At 74.8% G+C, this 22,661-nt stretch carries 16 protein-coding genes; 6 read left to right on the forward strand and 10 right to left on the reverse strand.

Annotated elements, in window-relative coordinates; translation table 11 throughout:
• Nucleotides 1-144 precede the first annotated feature (144 nt).
• Nucleotides 145-3,555, reverse strand: a complete 3,411-nt coding sequence (locus AB0G35_RS10735) for an ATP-dependent DNA helicase (RefSeq protein ID WP_360946935.1) — start codon at nucleotides 3,553-3,555, stop codon at nucleotides 145-147.
• 212 nt (nucleotides 3,556-3,767) lie between these two features.
• A complete protein-coding gene (locus tag AB0G35_RS10740) occupies nucleotides 3,768-4,169 on the reverse strand; it encodes an MGMT family protein (protein ID WP_360946937.1) in 402 nt (133 codons plus the stop codon).
• A gap of 188 nt (nucleotides 4,170-4,357) precedes the next feature.
• Here AB0G35_RS10740 and AB0G35_RS10745 point away from each other — a divergent pair, with 188 nt between their 5' ends.
• Nucleotides 4,358-7,330, forward strand: a complete 2,973-nt coding sequence (locus AB0G35_RS10745; RefSeq protein WP_360946939.1) for a flippase-like domain-containing protein — start codon at nucleotides 4,358-4,360, stop codon at nucleotides 7,328-7,330.
• A gap of 110 nt (nucleotides 7,331-7,440) precedes the next feature.
• Here AB0G35_RS10745 and moeZ read toward each other — a convergent pair whose 3' ends face one another.
• From moeZ to AB0G35_RS10780, 7 genes are all read right to left on the reverse strand, one after another.
• The gene (moeZ, locus tag AB0G35_RS10750; protein WP_360946941.1) at nucleotides 7,441-8,619 is read right to left on the reverse strand and encodes an adenylyltransferase/sulfurtransferase MoeZ; all 1,179 of its coding nucleotides are present in this window, start codon (nucleotides 8,617-8,619) and stop codon (nucleotides 7,441-7,443) included.
• A 73-nt stretch (nucleotides 8,620-8,692) separates the two neighbouring features.
• A complete protein-coding gene (locus tag AB0G35_RS10755) occupies nucleotides 8,693-9,457 on the reverse strand; it encodes a spherulation-specific family 4 protein (RefSeq protein WP_360946943.1) in 765 nt (254 codons plus the stop codon).
• Nucleotides 9,445-10,401, reverse strand: a complete 957-nt coding sequence (locus AB0G35_RS10760; protein WP_360946945.1) for an NAD-dependent epimerase/dehydratase family protein — start codon at nucleotides 10,399-10,401, stop codon at nucleotides 9,445-9,447. Before AB0G35_RS10760 ends, AB0G35_RS10755 begins: the two co-directional genes overlap by 13 nt.
• 277 nt (nucleotides 10,402-10,678) lie before the next feature.
• On the reverse strand, nucleotides 10,679-12,118 hold the full coding sequence (locus AB0G35_RS10765) for a hypothetical protein (protein ID WP_360946947.1): 1,440 nt from the start codon (nucleotides 12,116-12,118) through the stop codon (nucleotides 10,679-10,681).
• 291 nt (nucleotides 12,119-12,409) lie between these two features.
• On the reverse strand, nucleotides 12,410-14,164 hold the full coding sequence (locus AB0G35_RS10770) for a DUF3492 domain-containing protein (RefSeq protein ID WP_360946949.1): 1,755 nt from the start codon (nucleotides 14,162-14,164) through the stop codon (nucleotides 12,410-12,412).
• A gap of 369 nt (nucleotides 14,165-14,533) precedes the next feature.
• A complete protein-coding gene (locus AB0G35_RS10775) occupies nucleotides 14,534-15,991 on the reverse strand; it encodes a DUF3152 domain-containing protein (protein ID WP_360946951.1) in 1,458 nt (485 codons plus the stop codon).
• Nucleotides 15,992-15,999: 8 nt separating this feature from the next.
• Nucleotides 16,000-17,019 carry an alpha/beta hydrolase gene (locus tag AB0G35_RS10780; protein WP_360946953.1) on the reverse strand — a complete coding sequence of 340 codons (1,020 nt, stop codon included), beginning with the start codon at nucleotides 17,017-17,019 and terminating at the stop codon, nucleotides 16,000-16,002.
• Between the two features lie 183 nt (nucleotides 17,020-17,202).
• On the opposite strand from AB0G35_RS10780, the gene AB0G35_RS10785 reads away from it, so the two are divergent.
• The 4 genes from AB0G35_RS10785 (at nucleotide 17,203) to AB0G35_RS10800 (ending at nucleotide 19,136) form a co-directional block, all read left to right on the forward strand.
• On the forward strand, nucleotides 17,203-17,421 hold the full coding sequence (locus tag AB0G35_RS10785; RefSeq protein WP_360946955.1) for a hypothetical protein: 219 nt from the start codon (nucleotides 17,203-17,205) through the stop codon (nucleotides 17,419-17,421).
• Between the two features lie 148 nt (nucleotides 17,422-17,569).
• Nucleotides 17,570-18,211 (forward strand): TetR/AcrR family transcriptional regulator, encoded by a 642-nt coding sequence (locus tag AB0G35_RS10790; protein WP_360946957.1) that lies wholly within the window; start codon nucleotides 17,570-17,572, stop codon nucleotides 18,209-18,211.
• Between the two features lie 139 nt (nucleotides 18,212-18,350).
• Nucleotides 18,351-18,578 (forward strand): DUF3107 domain-containing protein, encoded by a 228-nt coding sequence (locus AB0G35_RS10795; protein ID WP_360946959.1) that lies wholly within the window; start codon nucleotides 18,351-18,353, stop codon nucleotides 18,576-18,578.
• Between the two features lie 267 nt (nucleotides 18,579-18,845).
• A complete protein-coding gene (locus tag AB0G35_RS10800; RefSeq protein WP_360946961.1) occupies nucleotides 18,846-19,136 on the forward strand; it encodes a hypothetical protein in 291 nt (96 codons plus the stop codon).
• Between the two features lie 33 nt (nucleotides 19,137-19,169).
• Here the strand turns inward: AB0G35_RS10800 and AB0G35_RS10805 are convergent, their stop codons facing one another.
• On the reverse strand, nucleotides 19,170-19,907 hold the full coding sequence (locus AB0G35_RS10805; protein WP_360946963.1) for a ferritin-like fold-containing protein: 738 nt from the start codon (nucleotides 19,905-19,907) through the stop codon (nucleotides 19,170-19,172).
• A 434-nt stretch (nucleotides 19,908-20,341) separates the two neighbouring features.
• Between AB0G35_RS10805 and AB0G35_RS10810 the strand changes: the two genes are divergently transcribed.
• The gene (locus AB0G35_RS10810) at nucleotides 20,342-22,555 is read left to right on the forward strand and encodes a DEAD/DEAH box helicase (protein WP_360947136.1); all 2,214 of its coding nucleotides are present in this window, start codon (nucleotides 20,342-20,344) and stop codon (nucleotides 22,553-22,555) included.
• Nucleotides 22,556-22,661: the final 106 nt, after the last annotated feature.

A 22,661-nucleotide genomic window follows, 5' to 3' on the forward strand; every position in this document is an offset into this window, starting at 1 on the left:
ATCCGCCCGCACTGACAATCCGCTGGGCTTGGCTGCTCCCCCACGTACCCGGCCGTCCGCCGCGGGGCGTGATCGCCGTGGCGCTGTGCGGTGCCCCGTACGTACCTGTCTGCGGCGCCGCGGGGCGGCCGCGTACGTGCGGGGTCATTCCACGACGTGGCGTCCCTCCGGCCGTGCGCTGCAGGACGCGCGGAAGGCGCAATGCGTACAGTGCGTGCCCGTGGCCGGCGTGAAGCGTTCCTCCAGGACGCGGCCGGCGGCGGTGGCGAGGAGGTCGCCGACCCAGTCGCCGTCCGGCGGTGGCTGGGTCTGTACGGCGGGCAGCGCGTCGCCGCCCTCCTTGTGGGGGGCGCCGATGCGCAGGTGGACCAGTTCGGCGCCGCCCGGTTCGGGGGTGCGGCCGTCGAAGGCCTCGTCGACCGCGCCTTCGCGGACGGCGAGCTGGTAGACGGCGAGCTGCGGGTGGCGGGCGACCTCGGGCCCGGTCGGTTTCTGCTTGCCGGTCTTGAAGTCGACGACGTAGGCCCTGCCCTGTTCGTCCTTGGCGACGTGGTCCATGCTGCCGCGGATGCGGACCTCGTAGGTGCCGGCCCGGAGGGTGACGTCGAAGGGGTGCTCGGTGGCGACGGTGTCGCGGCCGAGGGTGTCGCGTTCCATGACGTGCCAGCGCAGGAAGCGTTCGAGGGCGGCGCGGGCCTGGTCCTTTTCCTGTCGGGACTTCCAGGGGGCGTCGAAGGCGAGCGCGTCCCATACGGAGTCCAGGCGTTCCATGAGGACGGTGAGGTCGGCGGGGGTGCGTCCGGAGGCGACCTCGTCGGCGAGGACGTGGACGACGTTGCCGAAGCCCTGGGCGGCGGTGGCGGGGCTGTCCGCCTTGACCTCGCGGCCGAGGAACCACTGGAGGGCGCACGTATTGGCGAGCTGGTCGAGGGCGCTGCCGGAGAGGACGACGGGGTGGTCGCGGTCGCGCAGCGGGACCCGGCTGTGGGTGGGGTCGTTCATACCCCACCAGGTGTCGGGGTGGGCGGCGGGCACCAGGGGGCGGTGGTCGTCGTCGTGCAGCGCGGCGAGCCGGGCGAGCCGCTGGGCGGCGGCGTCGCGCAGGGCGGGGCTCGCCGAGGGGTCGACGGTGGTGGCGCGGAGTTCGGCGACCAGCGCGGCGACCGAGAGGGGGCGGCGGGGGCGGCCGGTGACGTCCTGGGGGGTGACGCCGAGTTCGGTGAGGAACCGGGAGGGCTGGTCGCCGTCGTCGGCGGCGGCCTTGACGGCGGTGACGACGAGGCGGTCGCGGGCGCGGGTGGCGGCCACGTAGAACAGCCGGCGTTCCTCGGCGAGCAGGGCGCCCGGGGTGAGGGGTTCGGCCAGGCCGTCGCGGCCGATCCGGTCGGCTTCCAGGAGGGAGCCGCGGCGGCGCAGGTCGGGCCAGAGTCCTTCCTGGACGCCGGCGACGACGACCAGCCGCCATTCCAGGCCCTTGGCGCGGTGGGCGGTCATCAGCCGGACGGCGTCGGGGCGGACGGTGCGGCGGGTGAGGGTGTCGGCGGCGATGTCCTGGGCGTCGAGTTCCTCCAGGAAGTTGAGGGCGCCGCGGCCGCCGGTGCGTTCCTCGGCGCGGGCGGCGGTCTCGAAGAGGGCGACGACGGCGTCGAGGTCGCGGTCGGCGTTGCGGCCGGCGGCGCCGCCGCGCCGGGCGGCGCGTTCCAGGCGCTGCGGCCAAGGGGTGCCGTCCCACAGTTCCCACAGGGCCTGTTCGGCGGTGCCGCCGCCGGCGAGGAGTTCGCGGGCCTTGCGCAGCAGCAGGCCGAGCCGCTGGGCGCCGCGGGCGTAGCCGGGGTCGTGGGCGACCAGGCGCTGGGGTTCGGCGAGGGCCCGGGCGATCAGTTCGTCGGAGGGCGGCGGCAGGGCCGCGCCGGCGGCGCGTTCCTCCTCGCGCAGGGCGCGGCCCAGGCGGCGCAGGTCGGCGGAGTCCATGCCGCCCAGGGGGGAGGCGAGCAGGTCGAGGGCGGTCTCGGCGTCGAGCCGGCCCGGGGCGGTGGCGTCCGCGGTGTCCGGTTCCGGGCCGAGGGCGGCGCGGGCGGCGGCGCGGAGGGCGGTGAGCAGGGGGGCGACGGCGGGTTCGTGGCGCAGCGGGAGTTCGTCGCCGTCGATGTCGAGGGGGACGCCGGCGGAGGTGAGGGCGCGGCGGACGGCGGGGATGGAGCGCCCGCCGGCGCGGACGAGGACGGCCATGTCGCGCCAGGGCACGCCGTCCTCCAGGTGGGCGCGGCGCAGGATGTCGGCGACGTGGTCCAGTTCGGCGCCGGGGGTGGGGTAGGTGTACGCCTCGACGCGGCCGCCGTCCCGTACGGGCGTGGGTTCGCGGTGGGCGCGGACCTTGGCGGCGGGGAGGCGGGTGAGCGGCATCCGGTGGGTGAGCTGGCGGGTGGCGGCGAGCAGGGCGGCGCCGGAGCGGCGGGAGGTGCCGAGGACGGCGACGGGGGCGGGGGTGCCGTCGCCGCGGCGGAAGGTGTCGGGGAAGTCGAGGATGCCGTTGACGTCCGAGCCGCGGAAGGCGTAGATCGACTGGTCGGGGTCTCCGAAGGCGACGAGGGTGCGGCCGGGGGTGCCGGGGGCGGCGGCCGCGCCGTGGTTGCCGGCGAGCGCGCGGAGCAGCCGTACCTGGGCGGCGTCGGTGTCCTGGTACTCGTCGACGTAGACGGCGTCGTAGGCGGCGCCCAGTTCGGCGGCGACGTCGGGGCGTTCGGCCAGCAGCACGGCGCGGTGCACGAGTTCGGCGTAGTCGAGGACGCCCTGGCCGTCGAGGACGTCGAGGTATTCGGCGAGGAAGCCGGCGGCGGCGTGCCAGTCGGGGCGTCCGGTGCGGCGGGCGAAGGCGCCGAGGGCGTCCGGGCCCAGGCCGAGTTCGCGGCTGCGGGCGAGCACGGCGCGGACCTCGTCGGCGAAGCCGCGGGTGGTCAGGCAGGCGCGGAGGTCGTCGGGCCAGCTGATGGCGGCCCGGCCCTCGCCGGCGAGGTCGGCCTGGCCCTGGAGGAGTTCGCGGACGACGAGGTCCTGTTCGGGGCCGGACAGCAGCCGCAGGGGGTCGGCGAAGAGGTCGGCGTCCTGGTGGGCGCGGACCAGGGCGTAGCAGAAGGAGTGGAAGGTGGTGGCCTGGGGGATGCCGGCCGGTGCGGGCGGTGTCCCCGGGGCATCGCCGTGTTTCCCGGGGCGGCGGCGGGGCTCCTCCAGGGCGCGCAGGCGGAGCGCGAGGCGGTCGCGGAGGTCGACGGCGGCCTTGCGGCTGAAGGTGAGGACGAGGATCCGCTCGGGGGCGCCGCCGTCCCGGATCCGGCGGGCGACGGCTTCGACGAGGGTGGTGGTCTTGCCGGTGCCCGGCCCGGCGAGGACCAGCAGCGGGCCGTCGCGGTGGTCAACCACGGTGCGCTGGGCTGCGTCCAAGGTGGGAGGGTCCACCCGTTCCGGCGGCGTGCGGACCAGTCGGTACGCGCCGGAGGCGTCCTGCCGCGCCGCCCGGCGGGGCTGCGTCGGCGGGACGGCCGAGAAGGAGGAGCTCACGTGGATCGCCGGTCCTGAGGAGGGTGCTGGTCGTGGTGCGGATGCGGTGCGGGTCGCGCCGCGGTGCGGGGTGCCGGGGTGGCCGGGTGCCGGGCGGCGGGGCCGTGGTGGCGGCCGGCGCCGGGACGGCAGTGCCCGACGCTACGCCAGGGGGCGCCCGGCCCGCGGACCGGTCCGCGGGCCGGGCGCGGCCGCGGCCGGTGCCGGGCGGCTCAGTCGTCCCATGCGTCGTCCCGGTCGTGGTCCCGGTCGTCCGGCCGGCCGTCCCAGCGGGCGCGCCGCATGTCGAGCTTGGGTATGTGGTCGTCCGCCGCCCGCGACGCCTCGCGCAGGGGGGTGCCCTCGTCGCGGTAGTGGGCCAGGGCGCGCAGTTCGCTGCCGGGCAGCAGCCGCCCGTCGGCGCGCACCACCCGCCACCAGGGGACCGCGCCGCCGTAGAGCGCCATCGCCCTGCCGACCTGCCGTGGGCCTCCCTCGTCGAGATACTCCGCGACATCGCCGTACGTCATGACCCGGCCGGCCGGGATCAGCTCGGCGACGGAGAGCACCCGCTCGGCATAGGCGGGCAGCTCCCCGGCGTCGGCGCCGGGCGCCGTGTCTCCGGTACCACTCATTCGGTCCATCCTGCCGCACGGCACCGACAATGGGAGCGGACGCACGCTCCACCACCCTTCGGAACACCGGCGGCGGCCGCCACCGGACCCGGCGCGGTGGCAGAGGTTCCGCTTCCCGTCACCCCGAAATACACCCTGATGCCCCCCTCCACCGGTCGGTCGTGCCACCATCTTCCGGACGGTGACTGGTGATACGAGATCAAGAAGAGACAGCCGAGCAGCAGGGCGCGGCGCCTCCACGGGAGGCGGGCGCCCCTGAAGCGCTGCCCGTCGAGGGGAAGCACCAACGGGGGCCGGCCACGGCTTCCGCTACCGAAAAGGCGAGCACGATCAAGAAGGCCGAACGACCGGGGGCGTCCCAGAGGCCGGAAGGGCCCGAGGAGCCCGCACCACGCACGGGGCATGAGGAGGAGCGGAAGAGCGACCGGCAACACCAGCAGGCCGAGGACGACGCGCACGTCGAGCACGGCAAGGGCGCCGAGCCGGGCCCGGCCGCGGTCCGCGGCGCGTCCCGGACGGGTTCGCACCGCGACGGTACGGCCGCCGACGGGAGCGGCGAGTTCCCCGTCGACCGGGTCTCCGGCGACGAGCCGCTGCTGCCCGCCCGGGTGCACCGGCCCGTCGACCTGCTGCGACTGCTGCTCGGTATGGCCGGCATCGCTCTGGTCCTCGGCCTGGCCACGTTCGCGCACGGCACCACCGCGGGCCTGGCCCGGGACATCGGCAGCGGCGCGCGGGCCACTCCCCCGCTGCTGATCAATCTGGCGGGGCTGACCGCCAGTGTCGCGGTGCTGATCGTGCCGGTGGCGTTCGCGGTCGAGCGGCTGGTCAAGCGGGACGGGCTGCGGATCGCGGACGGCGTGCTCGCCGCCGTTCTGGCGCACGGGGTGTCGCTCGCCACCGACCTGTGGGTGGCCGAGTCCGCCCCGGCCTCCATCAGGGTGGCGCTGACCCAGCCGCTGGCGAACGGCTCGCTCTCCGCGCCGGTGCACAGCTATCTGGCGCCGGTGATCGCCTACATGACGGCGGTGGGCATGTCCCGGCGGCCGCGCTGGCGGGTCGCGATGTGGGGCGTGCTGCTGCTGGACGCGTTCGCGGTGCTGGTCGGCCGCTACACCACCCCGTTCGCGATCATCACGACGGTGCTGATCGGCTGGACCGTGGCGTTCGGCACGCTCTACGCCGTCGGCTCCCCCAACGTCCGGCCCACCGGGCAGAACCTCCTCGCCGGGCTGCGCCGGGTCGGCTTCCGCCCGATCAGCGCGATGCGCGCGGAGGACACCGGCAACGCCGAGCCCCACGAGAACAACGAGCCCGCCGACCGCGGCCGCCGCTACCTCGTCACCCTGGAGGACGGCCCGCCGATCGACGTCACCGTGGTCGACCGCGAGCAGCAGGCCCAGGGCTTCTTCTACCGGGTCTGGCGCCGGCTGTCGCTGCGCGGCGGCATCAACCAGCGCCGCAGTCTGCAGTCGCTGCGCCAGGCCCTGGAGCAGGAGGCGCTGCTGGCGTACGCCGCGATCGCGGCCGGCGCCAACGCCCCCAAGCTGATCGCCACCTCCGAGCTCGGCCCGGACGCGGTGATGCTGGTCTACGAGCACATCGGGGGCCGCACCTTCGACTCGCTGGCCGACGAGGAGATCACCGATGCGCTGATGCACAGCGCCTGGCGGCAGGTCGAGGCGCTGCAGTCGCGGCGGATCGCGCACCGGCGGCTGGTCGGTGACGCCCTGCTGGTGGATCGTTCCGGCAACATCGTGCTGACCGAGCTGCGCGGCGGGGAGATCGCGGCCGGTGACCTCGTGCTGCGGATGGACATCGCGCAGCTGCTGGTCACGCTGGGTCTGCGGGTCGGCGCCGAACGGGCGGTGGCGGCGGCCGTCGAGGTGCTCGGCCCGGACGCGGTCGCCGACAGCCTGCCGCTGCTCCAGCCGATCGCGCTGAGCCGCACCACCCGGGCCACCCTGCGCCAGCTGGCCCGGGAACGCGCCAAGCGGGAGCGGGAGGCGGTGCTGGCGGCGTCGCAGGCCGCCAAGGAGGCGCGGGAGGCCCGGGAGGCGGCGCCGAAGGACCGCCGGACGCTGCGGGCCGAGCGGCACGCGGAGAAGAACGCCGAGAAGCGGGCCCTGGACGAGGCCACGGAGGAGGCCCGCGAGGAGGACCTGCTGGCCCAGATCCGCCGCCAGGTGCTGCTGATCCGGCCCACCGCGGTGATCGAGCCGGCGAAGCTGGAGCGGCTCAGCCCGCGGATCCTCATCAGCTGGATCGCCGGTGCGTTCGCGGTGTACCTGCTGCTGTCCCAGCTCACCAACTTCAACCTCGGTGACGTGGTCAGCGAGGCCCAGTGGGTGTGGGTGCTGGTGGCGATGTTCTTCTCGGCGACGACCTACATCGCGGCGGCGATGAGCCTGCTGGGGTTCGTCACGGAGAAGGTGTCGTTCGTCCGGACCGTGATCGCGCAGATCGCCGGCAACTTCGTGAAGCTGGTGGCGCCCGCGGCGATCGGCGGGGCGGCGCTCAACACCCGCTTCCTGCAGCGGGCCGGAGTCCGGCCCGGTCTGGCGGTGGCGAGCGTGGGCGCGTGCCAGCTGTTCGGGCTGGGCAGTCACATCCTGCTGCTGCTGGCCTTCGGCTATCTGACCGGCACCGAGCAGACCCAGGACATCTCGCCGTCCCGTACAGTCATCGCCGGGCTGCTGACCGTGGCCGTGCTGGTGCTGGTCGTGACGGCCGTGCCGGTGCTGCGGAAGTTCGTCTCGACGCGGGTGCGGTCGCTGTTCGCCGGTGTGGTGCCGCGGATGCTGGACATCCTGCAGCGGCCCCGGAAGCTGGTCACCGGCATCGGCGGGATGCTGCTGCTGACGGCGGCGAACGTGATGTGCCTGGACGCGTCGATCCGGGCGTTCGGCGGCGGCGACAAGATCAGTTACGCGAGCATCGCGGTCGCCTTCCTCGCCGGCAACGCACTGGGCTCGGCCGCGCCGACGCCGGGCGGTGTGGGCGCCGTCGAAGGTGCGCTGATCACCGCGCTGACCATCGCCGGGCTGCCCGGCGACACCGCGTTCCCGGCGGTGCTGCTGTTCCGGCTGATGGTCTTCTGGCTGCCGGTCCTGCCGGGCTGGCTGGCCTTCACGTATCTGACGCGCAAGGGCGAGATCTGAGCCGCCCGGGAGTCGCCCGGGCGGCCGGGCGGCCGGGCGGCCGAGCAGCACGAAGGCGCCGGTCCGTGGCGTACGGACCGGCGCCTTTGGCGTTGGCTACGGCGCGGTGATCAGTAGACCGGCTTCTCCGGCTCGACGGTGTTGACCCAGCCGATGACGCCGCCGCCGACGTGGACCGCGTCGGCGAAGCCCGCGGACTTCAGGACGGCCAGCACCTCAGCGGAGCGGACGCCCGTCTTGCAGTGCAGGACGATCTTCTTGTCCTGGGGGAGGTCCTGGAGGGCGGTGCCCATCAGGAACTCGTTCTTCGGGACCAGGCGGGCGCCGGGGATCGAGACGATCTCGAACTCGTTGGGCTCGCGGACGTCGATGATGTCGATCTTCTCGTCGGCGTCGATCCACTCCTTGAGCTGCTGCGGAGTGATCGTCGAGCCGGCCGCGGCCTCCTGGGCCTCCTCGGAGACGACGCCGCAGAACGCCTCGTAGTCGATGAGCTCGGTGACCGTCGGGTTCTCGCCGCAGACCGCGCAGTCGGGGTCCTTGCGGACCTTGACCTGACGGTACGTCATCTCCAGGGCGTCGTAGATCATCAGGCGGCCGACGAGCGGATCGCCGATGCCCGCGAGCAGCTTGATGGCCTCGTTGACCTGGATGGAGCCGATGGAGGCGCACAGCACACCGAGGACGCCGCCCTCGGCGCAGGAGGGCACCATGCCCGGCGGCGGGGGCTCCGGGTACAGGCAGCGGTAGCAGGGGCCGTGCTCCGACCAGAAGACCGAGGCCTGGCCGTCGAAGCGGTAGATCGAGCCCCAGACGTACGGCTTGCCCAGCAGCACGCAGGCGTCGTTGACCAGGTAGCGGGTGGCGAAGTTGTCGGTGCCGTCCACGATCAGGTCGTACTGGGCGAAGAGCTCCATGACGTTCGTGGAGTCGAGGCGCTCTTCGTGGAGGTTGACCGTGACGTACGGGTTGATGCCCAGCACCGTGTCCTTGGCGGACGCGGCCTTGGAGCGGCCGATGTCCGCCTGGCTGTGGATGATCTGGCGCTGCAGGTTCGACTCGTCGACCTCGTCGAACTCCACGATGCCGAGGGTGCCGACGCCGGCCGCGGCCAGGTACATCAGCGCGGGCGAGCCCAGACCGCCGGCGCCGACACAGAGCACCTTGGCGTTCTTCAGCCGCTTCTGCCCGTCCATTCCGACATCGGGAATGATCAGGTGGCGGGAGTACCTGCGGACCTCGTCGACGGTGAGCTCCGAAGCGGGCTCGACCAGGGGTGGCAGCGACACGGATGACCTCAACAAGGGGGTTGGTCGGTATCTGAGGACTGGTTGTCTTCCCGTAACACTGCCACGCCCTTCTTCATTCCGAGACACCCGGTCCGATGCGCGAGACGAATTCGTCCCAGTAGCCGGGCAGCGACTCCCAGGCACTTCCGACGGCGTCCGCGGCCCCGGCCCGGCGGTCGGTGAGGTACACGGTGCCCGCCCCTTGCCAGCGGGCGATCCGCAGCGCCTCGTCCAGATGCGTGCGCGGCACGCTGTGCACCAGGTGGCAGAACCGCTCCGGAGGGTGGTCGGCGGTCCACTCCGCCACCTGTGACCAGCGGTAATCGGCCCACCGGCCGGCGAAGGTGACGAGTTGGTCGGCGGATTCGGCGTAGCCGGGGTGCGGGTGGCTGCCGTGCCCGAGGACGAGGTGGCCGTCCGGGCACAGGCCGCGCAGGGCTGCGGCGATCCGCCGGGTGGCGGGCAGCAGGGTCCGGTCCGTGGGGGTGCGGTCCAGCCAGAAGCCGTCGACGCGGTACCACTCCAGGTAGCGCTGGGCGTCGGAGAGCAGTTCGCCGAAGGGGCGGGCGCCCTGGCCGAGGTCGAGGTGTCCCAGTACTCGGACACCCGTCTCACGCAGACGGGCGGCGGCCGGTGCGCAGTGCGGGTCGCGGCGGGCGCCGGGCCCGTTGGCCACGTCGAGCACCGCCCAGTGCACCAGGCCCGGCCCGCAGCGGAGCAGTCCGGCCCATTCGGCGGACGCGAGCAGCGGATGGGCGAAGCCGGGCACGCCCAGGCCGAGCGGGGCGGCGCCGGTCGGGGCGCGGGTGGGGCCCGCGGGGGTCGTCAGATGCGACACGCGGCCTCCATCCAGATGTCCGCGAGGGACTCCTCCAGGACGATCCGGGGGCGCCAGCCGAGCCGGTCGCGGGCGGTGCGGACGTCGGCCTGCTGCCAGGTGCCGCAGCCGTCCGGATACGGGTAGGTGGTGGGCGGCGAACCGACCGGGTGGTCGCCGGCCGGCGCGGGGATGACGAGGCGGGCCGGCGGGGAGTCGAGTTCGTGCAGTGCGCCGCCGAAGCCGGCGACCCGGGCGAGGACCGAGGCGGCCTCGCGCAGCCGTACCGCGCGGCCGGTCCCGATGTTGACCACGCCCTGCGCGGCGGACAGCGAGGCGGCGTGCACCGCGCGGGCGACGTCCCGGACGTCGACGAAGTCCCGCTGCACGCCGAGCCCGCCGAGCTTGAGTTCGTTGTCGCCGGACTGCATGGCGCGGCGCATGGCCTCGGCGAGCCGGCCGAGCGGGGAGCCGGCCGGGGTGCCGGGGCCGACCGGAGAGAAGACCCGGAGCACGACCGCGTCGAGGCCGGAGCCCAGCACGAGTTCGGTGGCGGCCAGTTTGCTGACGCCGTACGGCCCGCCGGGGCGCGGCACGGCGTCCTCGGCGGTCGACGAGCCGGGCTGCGAGGGCCCGTACTCGGAGGCGCAGCCGAGGTGGACCAGGCGGGCGCCGCAGCCGCTGCGGCGCAGCGATTCGCAGATGGTGGCGACCGCGACGGTGTTGTGCCGGGTCAGCTCGCGGGCGCCGCCGCGGGTGGCGCCGGCGCAGTTGATGACCACGCCGGGGTGGACCGCGTCGAGGAAGCGGGTGAGCGCCCCGGGGCTGCCGGTGGCCAGGTCGAAGCGGACGTCGGCGTCGTCGCCCCGGCCGAGCGCGGTGAGCTGGACGGCGGGGTCGGCGAGCAGGCGGTCGGCGACGTAGCGGCCGAGGTAGCCGTTGGCGCCGATGAGCAGCACCCTCATCGTGCGACCTCCCGGTGCCGTCGGGCTTCGGTCGGCTGGACGTTCATGTGTCGTGCTCCTAAGGAGGGTGGTGGGAAGTTCCTGCGCTCCGGCCGGGGGGTCGGCGTCCGTCGTGGGGACGGGGGCCGCGTGGGGGGCGTGCTCCGCGGCGGGCGGGCCGCAGCGGCCGGAGGGGATGCCGAAGAGGCCGTTACGGGGGGCCTCTGGGGCGGTGGTGCGTGGTGCGGGTGCCCGGGTGGGGCGGCGTGGGGGTGCGGGCCGAAGGCCGTCGGAAGGGTCACGGACGAGTCGCCTTCGGGGTGGCGGTGGGGGCGGGTGAGTGCGCACAGGCGCCGGTGAGCGCCCGCAGGCCGTACGTGAGCAGGCCGAGGGCGGCGACGGTGCAGGCCAGGGCGGGGACCGCGGCCGGCCCGACGGCGGCGGCCAGCGCCTCTACCGGGGCGTCGAGCGGGGGAGCGCCGGGCAGCCGGGCGATCAGGACGAGGGCGGGGCCGAGCGTCTCCAGGGCGGCGGCCGAGGCCAGTCCGACCGCGGCCGCCCCGGGGAAGCCGTGGACGGTGAGCAGCCGGGCGAGGAAGAGCAGCAGTCCGAGGGCGAGGACGGCCACCGCGGGGAGCGCGCCGCCGGCACTCCCGCCGAGGACCGCCCGGGCGCCGAGGAGGAGGGCCGTCAGCGCGCCCAGGAAGAGCAGGGCGGTGCCGAGCAGCAGCGGCCGGATCCGGGCGGCGAACTCGCCCAGGCCGCGGCTGGCGGCCAGGGCCCGGCGACCGCGTACGGCGAACCAGCGGGCGCAGCCGGCCGCGGGCAGTACGGCGAGGGTGAGTGCGACGGCGGTGGCGGGGGCGGGGTGGGGGTGGGCGGCCGGCAGATCGGGGCCGCCGGCCGGCAGTTGGCCGAGCAGCCAGTCACCGGCGAGCGCGTAGCCGACGGTCCAGCAGGTCCACAGGGCGGCGGAGCGGGGGCCGGTGCCGCGGTGGCGGGGGCGCAGCGGCCCGGAGCGTACGGCCAGCCGGACGGCGAGGGCGGTCAGCACCAGCCCCGTGACGCCAACTCCCGTACGGGTCATGGGGGTTGCTGCACGGTCGACGGAGGCGAGGGCGGCGAGGGTGGCGACGCAGAGGGCTCCGGGGAGGAGGTGCAGGGCGGCGCCGCAGCGTCCCCCCCACCCCCGGACCCACCCCCCTCCCCCTCCTCCCCCGAAGGGGGAGGAGGGGGAGGGGGCGGGGGAGAAGCTCCGCGGCCGGCCGGCACCCACCGGATACCCCCGCCCCACCGCCCCCTCGGCGTACCCCCGCCCCACCCCCCGCTCCCCCGGCGTGCCGTCCGGCGCGGGCCCTGCCGGGCTCGTGCCCGGTCGGAGCCCCGTTCCTCCGGCTGCGGGTTCCGCGCGCGGTACGCGGGCGTAGAGCTCCTCGGCGAGGGAGAAGACGTCCCGGTGGCGGAAGCGGGCGGCGGTGCGGTCGGTGACGCCGTGGGCCTCCAGGCCGGCGGCGATCTCCAGCGGGTCGACGGCGTGGGCGCAGAGGGCGTGGTGACGGTGCATCAGGGCGCGTACGGGGTCGGCGGGGCCGCGGCGGGCGGCGGCGCCCTTGCGGGGTGGGGGGACGGGTACCGCGGGGGCGCCCGCCGCCCCGTTCCGGAGGGCCCCGGCGGTACCCCGGTCCGGTGCGGTCATCGCCCGGTCGGATGCGCTCTTCTCCCGGTCCGGTGCGGTCATCGTTCGTCCCCCCTCACTGGGGCCGCCGGCGGACGGGTGCCGCCTACGGAACGGACGCCGGCGGCGTGCTCCCGGGAGGGGCGGCCGCGGCGGCGGAGGCCGTCCCGGTTACCGGCGTGGGCCACATCAGCCATGCCCGTCACCAGGGCCACACCCACCACTCCCATCGCGCACATCACGTCCAGCACACCTGTCACCACTACCGACACCCCTCTCCTCTCCGTCACGCCCACCGCGGCTGCCTCTCGCCCCCTTGGCCCGTAGGCCGCTTCACCCTCCGCCCTTGTCGCCTCATGGCACTGCCCAGCTCGGCGTCCGGCCGGCCGGGGCGGGGCCGGGCCGGGCGACCGCGCCGGTGGTGGCCCAGCGGCCGGGAACATGGGATTCGGCGGGGCGGGCGAACGGCTGCGGTACGCCGCGCGCGTCCCGGTCCCGGGCGCCGGGCGGGCGGGCCGGGGCGTGGGAGATCAGCTCCAGGTAGATGCCACGAAATGCCGCGGTGTTCTGCTCGACGGTGAACAGTTCGAGCGCCCGGGCCCGGGCGGCCGCGCCCAGTCGCGCCCTGCGGTCCGGGTCGCCGAGCAGCGCGCCGCAGGCCTCGGCGAGCGCGCGGGGGTTGCGCGGCGGGACCACGAGCCCGGTGCCGCCGATGACTTCGCAGACCGCACCGGCGTCGGTCGACACCGTGGCACGGCCGCAGAACATCGCCTCCACCAGGGAGCGCGGGAAGCCCTCGACGACGCTGGAGAGCACCACTACGGAGGCGGAGGCATAGGCGTCCGCCGGGGTGGGCGCGTCGGGGCCGCCGATCTCCTCGAAGCTGACCGGGTTCTCGCCGACGGTGACGGCGTCGGCGGCCTCGTCGGGGAACAACTGGGCGGCCAGCGCCCGGCAGTGGGCGAGGTAGCCGGCCGCCCGGGGGTCCCGGCCGAGTCCGCCGATGATCCGCAGCGTGGCCCGGGGTTCGGCCCGGTGGACCTCGGCGAAGGCGTGCAGCAGCGCGACGAGGTCCTTGGCGGGCTCGATCGCGCCGACCCACACCAGGGTCTTGGAGTCGTCGGCCGGGGCGTCCGCGACGGCGGCGAACGGCGCGGCGTCCATGCCCGGGTAGACCGTGCGCAGCCGGTCCCGGGCCGCGCCGCAGCGCTCCTGCCAGCGCCGGGCGTGGATGTTGCCGGGGGTGATCAGGGCGGCCTGGGCGTAGGTCTCGGCGGTCAGTGCGCCCTGGAACGCGGCGAGCAGGGCGCGCACCGGGGCGCTCAGCGGCGCTGCGGCGCGTGCGAGGTAGTGCTCGCGCAGCCGTACGCCGTACTCGGTGACCAGGAGCGGTGTACCGAAGAAGTGTTTGGCCAGCAGGCCGGGGAGGGCGGCCGCGCCTCCGGAGGTGGCGTGGCAGAGGTCGGCGCCGTCGAGGCCGGGAACGTCCCCGGCGCCGTACCAGTCCAGCGAGAGCGGGCGCAGCGTGCGTTCGAGCCGGTCGGCGACCGTCAGCAGGTCGTTGACCTGGGCGCCGCGTGCGGCGGGCAGCGCGCGGGGGCCGTGGCAGGCCGATTCCAGTCGGCGTACGGCGTCCTCGGAGCGCAGCAGTGCGGGCAGTCCGCCGTCGTCACGGGCCTGTTCGGCGAGGCCGTACAGACCGCTGGCGAAACGGTCCGCCTTCCTGGTCAGGGCGTGGTCGGGGGGTGCGGACGAGCCGTCGGGCGACGGTGCCGCGGCGTCCGGTGTCGGGGTCGAGGCGAAGGCGGCCACGAGGTCGCCGAAGTGCTCGGCGAAGCGGCGCCGGGCCCGCCGTCCGGGGGTGCGGCCGCGGCGCTCGTCCGCGGCCCGGTGGTGCCCCGCGGGGAAGTCGCCCCAGAGGGGGGCGTCATGCACCCGTGTGACGTGCCCGGGCAGGGCGGGGCGGCCGCGTTCCCGGCGGGGGTCGGTGCGCAGGGCGTAGATCGCGAGGTCGTGGCCGGTGAGCCCGTGTACGAGCCGGTCGCACCACGCGTACGACTCACCCGGCGCGTACGGGTAGCCACCCTCGGTGAGGAGTCCAATGCGCACGGCGGCACTCCCGTCCTCCCATGTCGGCTTTCCCTGATGCGACGGCCGCACGGCCGTCCGCCTGCAGGAAGACGCTATGCAAAAGGGCCGGTGGCGCGATGGACGGTTGTCCGTCGCGCCACCGGAAGGGGTGAAAGCACGTAACTTTCCGCCTCTTGGGGCGTTTCGACGGGCTATGTGATCACCACGCCGCCGCCCGCAGTACCCGGCGGTCCGCCGCGACCTGCGGGTCGATGACCGGTAGGGCCGCCAACCACCCCTGGGCATAGGGGCGTTGGGCGCCTCGCACCCGGCGTCGGCCGGGCCCGATGAGAGACGCCTCGCCCCGGACCCGCCGGCGGCGCACCCCCGGCCGGTCCGCCCACCGGCTCAGCGCGCGGTGGGATACGGCCAGGAGTTGGGCCGGCAGGTCACGCCGTCCGTGGTCAGGAACTTCGTCTGCTGCATCATCACCGGCGCGAGCGCGCCCTGCCGGGTGCAGGCCTCGTGGTTGTGCCCGAGCCGGTGGCCGACCTCGTGGTTGATCAGCATCTGGCGGTAGGCGTGCATCTTGTCGCGCCCGTAGGTCTTCGCGCCCTGCGCCCACCGATAGGCGTTGATCATGACCCGGTCGGTGGCCGCCGAGTCGCAGGAGACGTTCTCCTCGTACGTGTCCAGACCGGACTTGGCGCACCACTTCGCGGTGGTGCCCGGGCTCGCCAGGGTGATCACGAAGTCGGCCGGACCGGAGGCCACGCGCTGGAAGGTCCGCTGTCCGCCGTGCGCCCAACTCCGGTCGTCGTTGAGGGTCTTGTGCACCGCCTCGGCGAACAGCGCGCCGTCCAGCGGCAGCCCTTCCTCGATGTCGACGCGGTAGCGCAGCACCTTGCCGCGGCCGGGCGCCTCGGCGTCCCCGCCGACCGGCTTGAAGCGGCCGCTCCCGGTGAGGTGCGCGTCCAGCGGGAAGGCCTGCGCCATCTGCTCGTCGTAGCCGGCGGGCTTGGCGTCCTGGGTGGGCCGGGAGTGCGAACGCGAGGCCTCGCCACCGGCCGCGTCGGTACGGTCGTTGCCGCTGCGCGGCTGTGGGTCGCCGCCGTCCTGGTGCTGCTCGGCGACCTGGCCGGCGATGACGACGGCGAGCACGGTGGTGACCGCGGCGGCCGCCGCGCCGGTGAACGTCCGGCCCTTACCGCCCTTCCGGGTGCCGTGACGCGGCTCGTCGAAGGCGGCGTCCCCGCTCTCCGGGAAGTCCTCGTCGGGGCCACGGTCCGCCGGCCCGGCGGGCTCCGGCACCCGCGCGCCCGCCGCGTCCGGCCGTCCGTACACCACGGATCCGACGGGCGTACGGACGGCGCCGGGCGCACCGGCCCGGAAGACATCGTCGTCGGCGCCGTCGGCACCGTCCGCGTCGAGAGCGCCGCCCGGGCCTCCCGGGCCGTCCGCGCGCCGGGGGAACGACCCCGCGTCGAAGGCGTCCAGGTACTCCCGCCGCGGGCCGGACCCGTTGCCCGGTACGGCCATCGGCGGCGCACCGGCCATCTCCGCGCGCGGCCGGGGAATGCGCGGCGCGGCCTGCCCGGGCGTCCCGGGCGCGGTCCGCCCGGGCGCCGCGCCGGGCGTCATCGGGGACGCCGGCACGCCCGGGAACGCGCCCCAGGCCCCGCCCGGTTCGCGCTGTTCGGGGTGGCCGCCGCGGACCGTGTCGCCCCCGGCCGGCTCGCGCCGGCGGCGCCCCGAGCCGGGGCCGGGAGCGGGTGTCGGGCCGGTCGGCGGGCCCTGGCCGGGCGGCACCGCGGACTGCGAGGGGGCTTCGGTCTCCGGCCGGTCTCGGCGGCTATGACGTCCCACGGGGCGTGTCAGCTCCTGCCCGGATCAGCGGTCACTTCGGTCATCACGGAATCGAGCATCTCGCGGACGGCGCGCGCCACCGCCTCCGGGTACTCCATCATCGCCACGTGCCCCGCCTCCGGCAGTGTCAGCAGCCGCGAACCGCGGAACGCCGCGGCCGCCCGCCGTGCCATCCGGAGGGAGACCAGGCGGTCGCGTCCACCGTAGACGAGAAGGGTGGGGGCGAGCACGCGTTCGGCCTGACGCCACAAATTGTGCTGCCCGCCGAGCGTGTACGCGTTCACCAGCGCACGCGTCGAACGCTCCATCACCTCCCAGAAATAAGGGAGTTCGAGCCGCCGGGCGTACTCCGCGGCCGCGGTGTCGAACCCTTCCGGGGTCACCCTTCCGGGATCGCCGTAGCAGAGCGACAGCACCTCGCGGGTGCGCTGCTCGGCGGTCCAGTCGCGGGTGAGCCGGGCGAAGAGGGTGGTGATGCCGGGGACGGCGAGCAGCGCGGTGGGCACCGCCGAGCGCTGCGGCCGCAGCTCGGGCAGGGCCGGCGAGATCAGCGTCAGGGTGCGGACCAGGTCCGGCCGGGCGGCCGCCACGCGGGTGGCCGTGGTGCCGCCCATGGAGTTGCCGATGAGGTGGACCGGGCCGCGGCCGGCCGCGTCGAGGTGCCGGATCACCGCGCGGGCCTGCGCGGAGACCGAGTAGTTGCCGTCGGCCGGCGGCGGGGAGTGCCCGAAGCCGGGCAGGTCGAGCGCCTCGCCGTCCAGCCGGTCGGTGAGCAGCGGCATCAGCTGCGACCAGTTCTGCGAGGAGCCGCCGAGGCCGTGGACGTAGAGGGCGGGCTCGCGCTCCGGGGCCGGCCCCGCCCCGTTGTCGCCCCGCGCTTCGGGCCGTCCCTCCGGCGCCCGTACGGTGAGCGTCAGGCCCGGCAGGGCCACGGTGCGCACCGTCTCCGCCGCACCGGGCCGACCGGGGCCGGCCGGGGGCACCGGGAGGGCGGTGGTCGCGGTGTCCGGCGACTCGGTCGAAGACATGGAGTCGATGTTACGAGACGATCACACCCCCGATCGTGTGTTCGCGGTCACACACCGCATCGCACGTTTGCGGCCACTCTCCTAGGCTCGTAGGCAAGGGCAGCCGCCCCGGTTCCCTGCTTTCATGCCAGGCACCAGCCGACGTAACGAGCACGCGAGGAAGCACCGAGAAAGGCAGCCATCATGCGTGTCGACCCGACAGACCCGGACACTTTCGTGGACGACGGCGACACCGCCGAATTCGACGTGGAGGCGCCGGAGGCGGACGCCGCGGAGCAGTACGCCGATCTCGCACCGGAGCGCGACGAGGCGCTGAACGGCATCGACCCGGCCGCCGCGAACGAGGCGGACCTCGCCGAACAGGCCCGGGTCGTCGAGCTCAACGAAGACGAATACCGATGACCTGGGGCGTTATGTCGCATTGGCGCGACGGCCCCGGAGAGAAATTCTCGGCCTGGACCGCGCACAGCCGGGTTACCCAAAAGTACGATGGCGGGCGCGGTGCACCACCTTGTACTGGCCGCGTAGGGAACGACTTCTGGGAGGCAGCGTGAGCGCCATCGAGCAGACCGAGGCGGCGCGCCCGCGGGGCACACGCCTGCCACGCCGCGCCCGGCGCAACCAGCTTCTGGGCGCTGCCCAGGAGGTTTTCGTCGCGCAGGGCTACCACGCCGCGGCCATGGACGACATCGCCGAACGGGCCGGCGTCAGCAAGCCGGTGCTCTACCAGCACTTCCCGGGGAAGCTGGAGCTCTACCTGGCGCTGCTGGACCAGCACTGCGAGGCGCTGCTGCACTCGGTGCGTTCGGCGCTGGCGTCGACCACCGACAACAAGCAGCGGGTCGCGGCGACGATGGACGCCTACTTCGCGTACGTCGAGGATCCGGGCGGCGCCTTCCGGCTGGTCTTCGAGTCGGACCTGACCAACGAGCCGGCGGTCCGCGAGCGGGTGGACAAGGTGTCGCTGGAGTGCGCCGAGGCCATAAGCGCGGTGATCGCCGAGGACACCGGCCTGTCGCAGGACGAGTCGATGCTGCTGGCGGTGGGCCTGGGCGGGGTCTCCCAGGTGGTGGCGCGCTACTGGCTCTCCTCCGGGAGCGCGGTCCCGCGGGACACCGCGGTGGCCCTGCTGACGTCGCTCGCCTGGAAGGGCATCGCCGGCTTCCCGCTGCACGGCAGCGACACGCACTGACCCTGTTCGCTGCGGGCGTGCTCCACGGCGTCCTGTCCGTCCCCGTACCGGGCTAATGTGTGCTGCGTACGGCGCGGATGGCCGCGCATCCTCCCCCAGCGGGTGCTGGGGGACCCCAGACCGTCGGAGGGACAAAGCCGTGGAGGTCAAGATCGGCGTGCAGCACGCACCCCGGGAGATCGTTCTGGAGAGCGGGCAGTCTGCCGAAGAGGTCGAGCGGACGGTGGCCGAGGCGCTGGCCGGCAAGTCGGAGCTGCTGAAGCTGGCGGACGAACACGGCCGCAAGATCCTGGTCCCGGCGGACCGGGTGGCCTATGTGGAGATCGGCGAGCCGGCCGGCCGCAAGGTCGGGTTCGGCGCGCTCTGATCGACGGGCGCCGCGCGGCGCCCGCGGAGAACGAGGGCGGCGGCCCGGGGGACGCGTTCCCCCGGGCCGCCGCCTTTTCCCGTTCGTCCTGGTCGGCGCCCGTCGTGGGTCGGCTGCGCTGATCGGGCAGCGGACCGGCGTGCCGAGGGTTGCTGCCGCCGCCCCTTGGGTACGACCGCCTACGACCGATTTGTTCGCCCGACGGACCGGCGCACCCCGCCACCGGCGCGGTGCCCGAAGTTCGCACGGAACGCGGGAGGGAAGAGCATGATCTTCGAAGCGCTCGGAGCCTTGGCCATCGGCCTCGCCATCGCGGTCGTCGCCATGCGACGGCTGCCCGACCGCTTCCCCTCGCCCGGTCTCACCCTGGCGACCGGCCCGGTCGCCGCCCTGCTCGGCGCGGTGCTGACCCGCTCGATTCTCGGTCCCGGGCACCCCGTCCAGGTGATGCTCGCCGCGGTCGCCGTGGGCGCCGCGCTGCTCTCGGTCCTGGTGCGCCCGCCGCGCAGCCGTCTTCGGCGGCCGGCGGCGACGTTGAAGGGGCACCGGACGGCCTGAAGCGCCCGGCACCCCTCCTTCGCACGCGGTGCGTCAGGCCGCCAGGCCCAGCGCCGCCATCCGCTTGGTGTGCGCCTCGGTGATCCGGGAGAACATCCGGCCCACCTCGGCCAGGTCGAAGCCGTCGGCGACCCCGCCCACCAGCATCGTGGAGAGCGCATCGCGGTCCGCGACGACCCGCTGGGCCTGCGAGAGCGCCTCGCCCATCAGCCGGCGGGCCCACAGCGCGAGCCGGCCGCCGACCCGCGGCTCGGCCTCGATGGCCGCCCGCACCTTCTCCACGGCGAAGGACGCGTGCCCGGTGTCGTCCAGCACGGCCAGCACCAGGTCGCGGGTGTCGGCGTCCAGCCTTGCCGCGACCTCGCGGTAGAAGTCGCTGGCGATCGAGTCGCCCACGTACGCCTTGACCAGGCCCTCCAGCCAGTCCGACGGCGCGGTCTGGCGGTGGAACTCGTCCAGGGCGGCGGCGAACGGCTCCATCGCCTCGTTCGGCTCGGCCTCGATCTGCGCCAGCCGCTCCCGCAGCCGCTCGAAGTGGTGGAACTCGGCCGAGGCCATCTTGGCCAGTTCGGCCTTGTCGTCCATCGTCGGCGCGAGCTTGGCGTCCTCCGCCAGGCGCTCGAAGGCGGACAGCTCGCCGTACGCGAGCGCGCCGAGCAGATCGATCACGGCGGCCCGGTAGTGCGGGTCGGCGGATGCCTGCGCCCAGTTCTGGGCGGCGATCCCGGTGTGTTCTTGCGCGTCAGCCGCGGCGTTGTCAGGCGTTCCCATGGCGGCACAATAGCCCGCGCGGCGGCCCGGGGAAGGCCCTGGTCAGCCAGTTCCGTTCACCCGTCCGATCGGGCCGCCGGACCGGCGCGGGGACGGTGCGCGGGGACGTGACGTATTCCTCACTCATACAAGCCTTCGGATGGGGGCGCCGTATCCGGGGTACAGTGGTATTGGACCTGCCGAGTATCGGTGGGTCGTTCCACGAAGCGGATGCCCGGTCGGTGGCCCGATCGGCTCCAAACCGACCGCCCTCCCCCGCGGCGCGTACGAGACGTACGCACAGCAGGAGGCACACCGCTCGCGGCAGGAGCGCCTGAGCGTTGGCAGTGGTCCCGCGCCACCGGCCCCATCCGGGCCGGCCCCGTACGAAGCCGTGCGACGGTGCGGTACGACCCCCTTCGCCGCCTCACGCCGCGTCTCACAGAAGAGGCAAGATTCTGTCTACGTTCCGAGACCTCGGGATTTTCCCCGAGACCGCTGAGGCCCTGGAAGCCGTCGGCATCGTTTCCCCGTTTCCCATCCAGGAGCTGACGCTCCCCGTCGCCCTCTCCGGCAACGACGTCATCGGCCAGGCCAAGACCGGCACCGGCAAGACCCTGGGCTTCGGACTTCCGCTCATCGAGCGGGTCACCGTCCCGGTGGACGTCGAGGCGGGCCGGGCGCAGCCCGAGCAGCTGACCGAGGCGCCGCAGGCCCTCGTCGTCGTCCCCACCCGTGAGCTGTGCCAGCAGGTCACCAACGACCTGCTCACGGCCGGCAAGGTCCGCAACGTCCGGGTGCTGGCGATCTACGGCGGCCGGGCCTACGAGCCCCAGGTCGAGGCGCTGAAGAAGGGCGTCGACGTGGTCGTCGGCACGCCCGGCCGGCTGCTGGACCTCGCGGGCCAGAAGAAGCTGAACCTCTCGCAGGTGCGCACCCTCGTCCTGGACGAGGCCGACGAGATGCTCGACCTGGGCTTCCTGCCGGACGTCGAGAAGATCATCCAGCTGCTGCCGGCCAAGCGGCAGACCATGCTGTTCTCCGCGACCATGCCCGGCCAGGTCATCTCGCTGGCCCGCCGCTACATGTCGCAGCCGACCCACATCCGTGCCACCGCGCCGGACGACGAGGGCGCGACGGTCGCCAACATCACCCAGCACGTCTACCGCGCGCACTCCATGGACAAGCCGGAGATGGTCGCGCGGATACTGCAGGCCGAGGGCCGGGGCCTGGCGATGCTGTTCTGCCGGACCAAGCGGACCGCCGCCGACATCGCCGACCAGCTCTCCCGGCGCGGCTTCGCGTCCGGCGCGGTCCACGGCGACCTCGGCCAGGGCGCCCGCGAGCAGGCGCTGCGCGCCTTCCGCAACGGCAAGGTCGACGTCCTGGTCTGCACCGACGTCGCCGCCCGCGGTATCGACGTCGAGGGCGTGACCCACGTCATCAACTACCAGTCGCCCGAGGACGAGAAGACCTACCTGCACCGCATCGGCCGCACCGGCCGGGCGGGCGCCAAGGGCACCGCGATCACCCTCGTCGACTGGGACGACATCCCGCGCTGGAAGCTGATCAACAAGGCGCTGGACCTGCCGTTCGACGAGCCGGAGGAGACCTACTCCACCTCGCCGCACCTCTACGAGCAGCTCAACATCCCCGAGGGCACCAAGGGCGTGCTGCCGCGCGCCGAGCGCACCCGGGCCGGGCTCGCCGCGGAAGAGGTCGAGGACCTGGGCGAGACCGGCGGCCGCGGCCGCGGCTCCCGCCGGGGCGCGGCCGTCGAGGAGGAGCGTCCGCAGCGCACCCGTACGCCGCGGCAGCGCCGCCGTACCCGCGGCGGCGCGCCGGTGGACGGCCCGGCTGCTTCCGAGGCGAAGGCGACCGGGTCGCTCGATGCCGCCGAGGGCACCGCGGCGGCCGGTGAGGAGTCCGCGGGACCGCGGCAGCCGCGCCGGCGCCGGCGTACCCGCGGCGGGCAGTCCGCGGCGATCCCGGTGGCGGGCGCCGCCCCGGCGCAGGCCACGGAGACCGCCGACGTGGTGGCCGAGGCCGCCCCGGCCGTCGACGCGGCCGAGGTGACCGAGGCCCCGGCCAAGCCGAAGCGGACCCGGACCCGGCCCCGCAAGGCCGTCGCGGCCGAGCCGGCCGCCACCGAGGCCGCCGAGGCCGCGGTGGACACCGCCGAGGGCACCGACGAGGCGCCGGTCAAGCCCAAGCGGACGCGCACCCGCAAGGCCGCCGCCGCCAAGCCGGCCACCACCGAAGCGGCCGAGGCCGCCGTGGACACCGCCGAAGGCACCGACGAGGCCCCGGCCAAGCCCAAGCGCACCCGCACCCGCAAGACCGCCGCCGCCAAGCCGGCCACCACCGAAGCCGCCGAGGCCGCCGTGGACACCGCCGAAGGCACCGACGAGGCCCCGGCCAAGCCCAAGCGCACCCGCACCCGCAAGACCGCCGCCGCCGAGCCGGCCACCACCGAGGCCCCCGTGGCCGCGGAGGCCGCCGACGAGGCCCCGGCCAAGCCCAAGCGGACGCGCAAGACGACGGCGAAGACCGCTGCCGCCAAGAAGACCGCGGCCGCGGCCCCCGCCGCCGCGGACGGCGAGGAGGCTCCGGCCAAGCCGAAGCGGACCCGGACCCGTAAGGCCGCGGCCGCCCAGCCGGCCGACTGACGCCGTAAGCCCGACCGGCCCGATCGACCGGACGACCCGGCCCCGCTCCCCGCGGGTGCCGGGTCGTTCGGCGTCCCGGCCCGGTTTTCCCACCCGGCCCGGTTAA

The sequence above is a fragment of the Streptomyces sp. NPDC021749 genome (assembly GCF_040640655.1).
Taxonomy (GTDB): Bacteria; Actinomycetota; Actinomycetes; order Streptomycetales; family Streptomycetaceae; genus Streptomyces.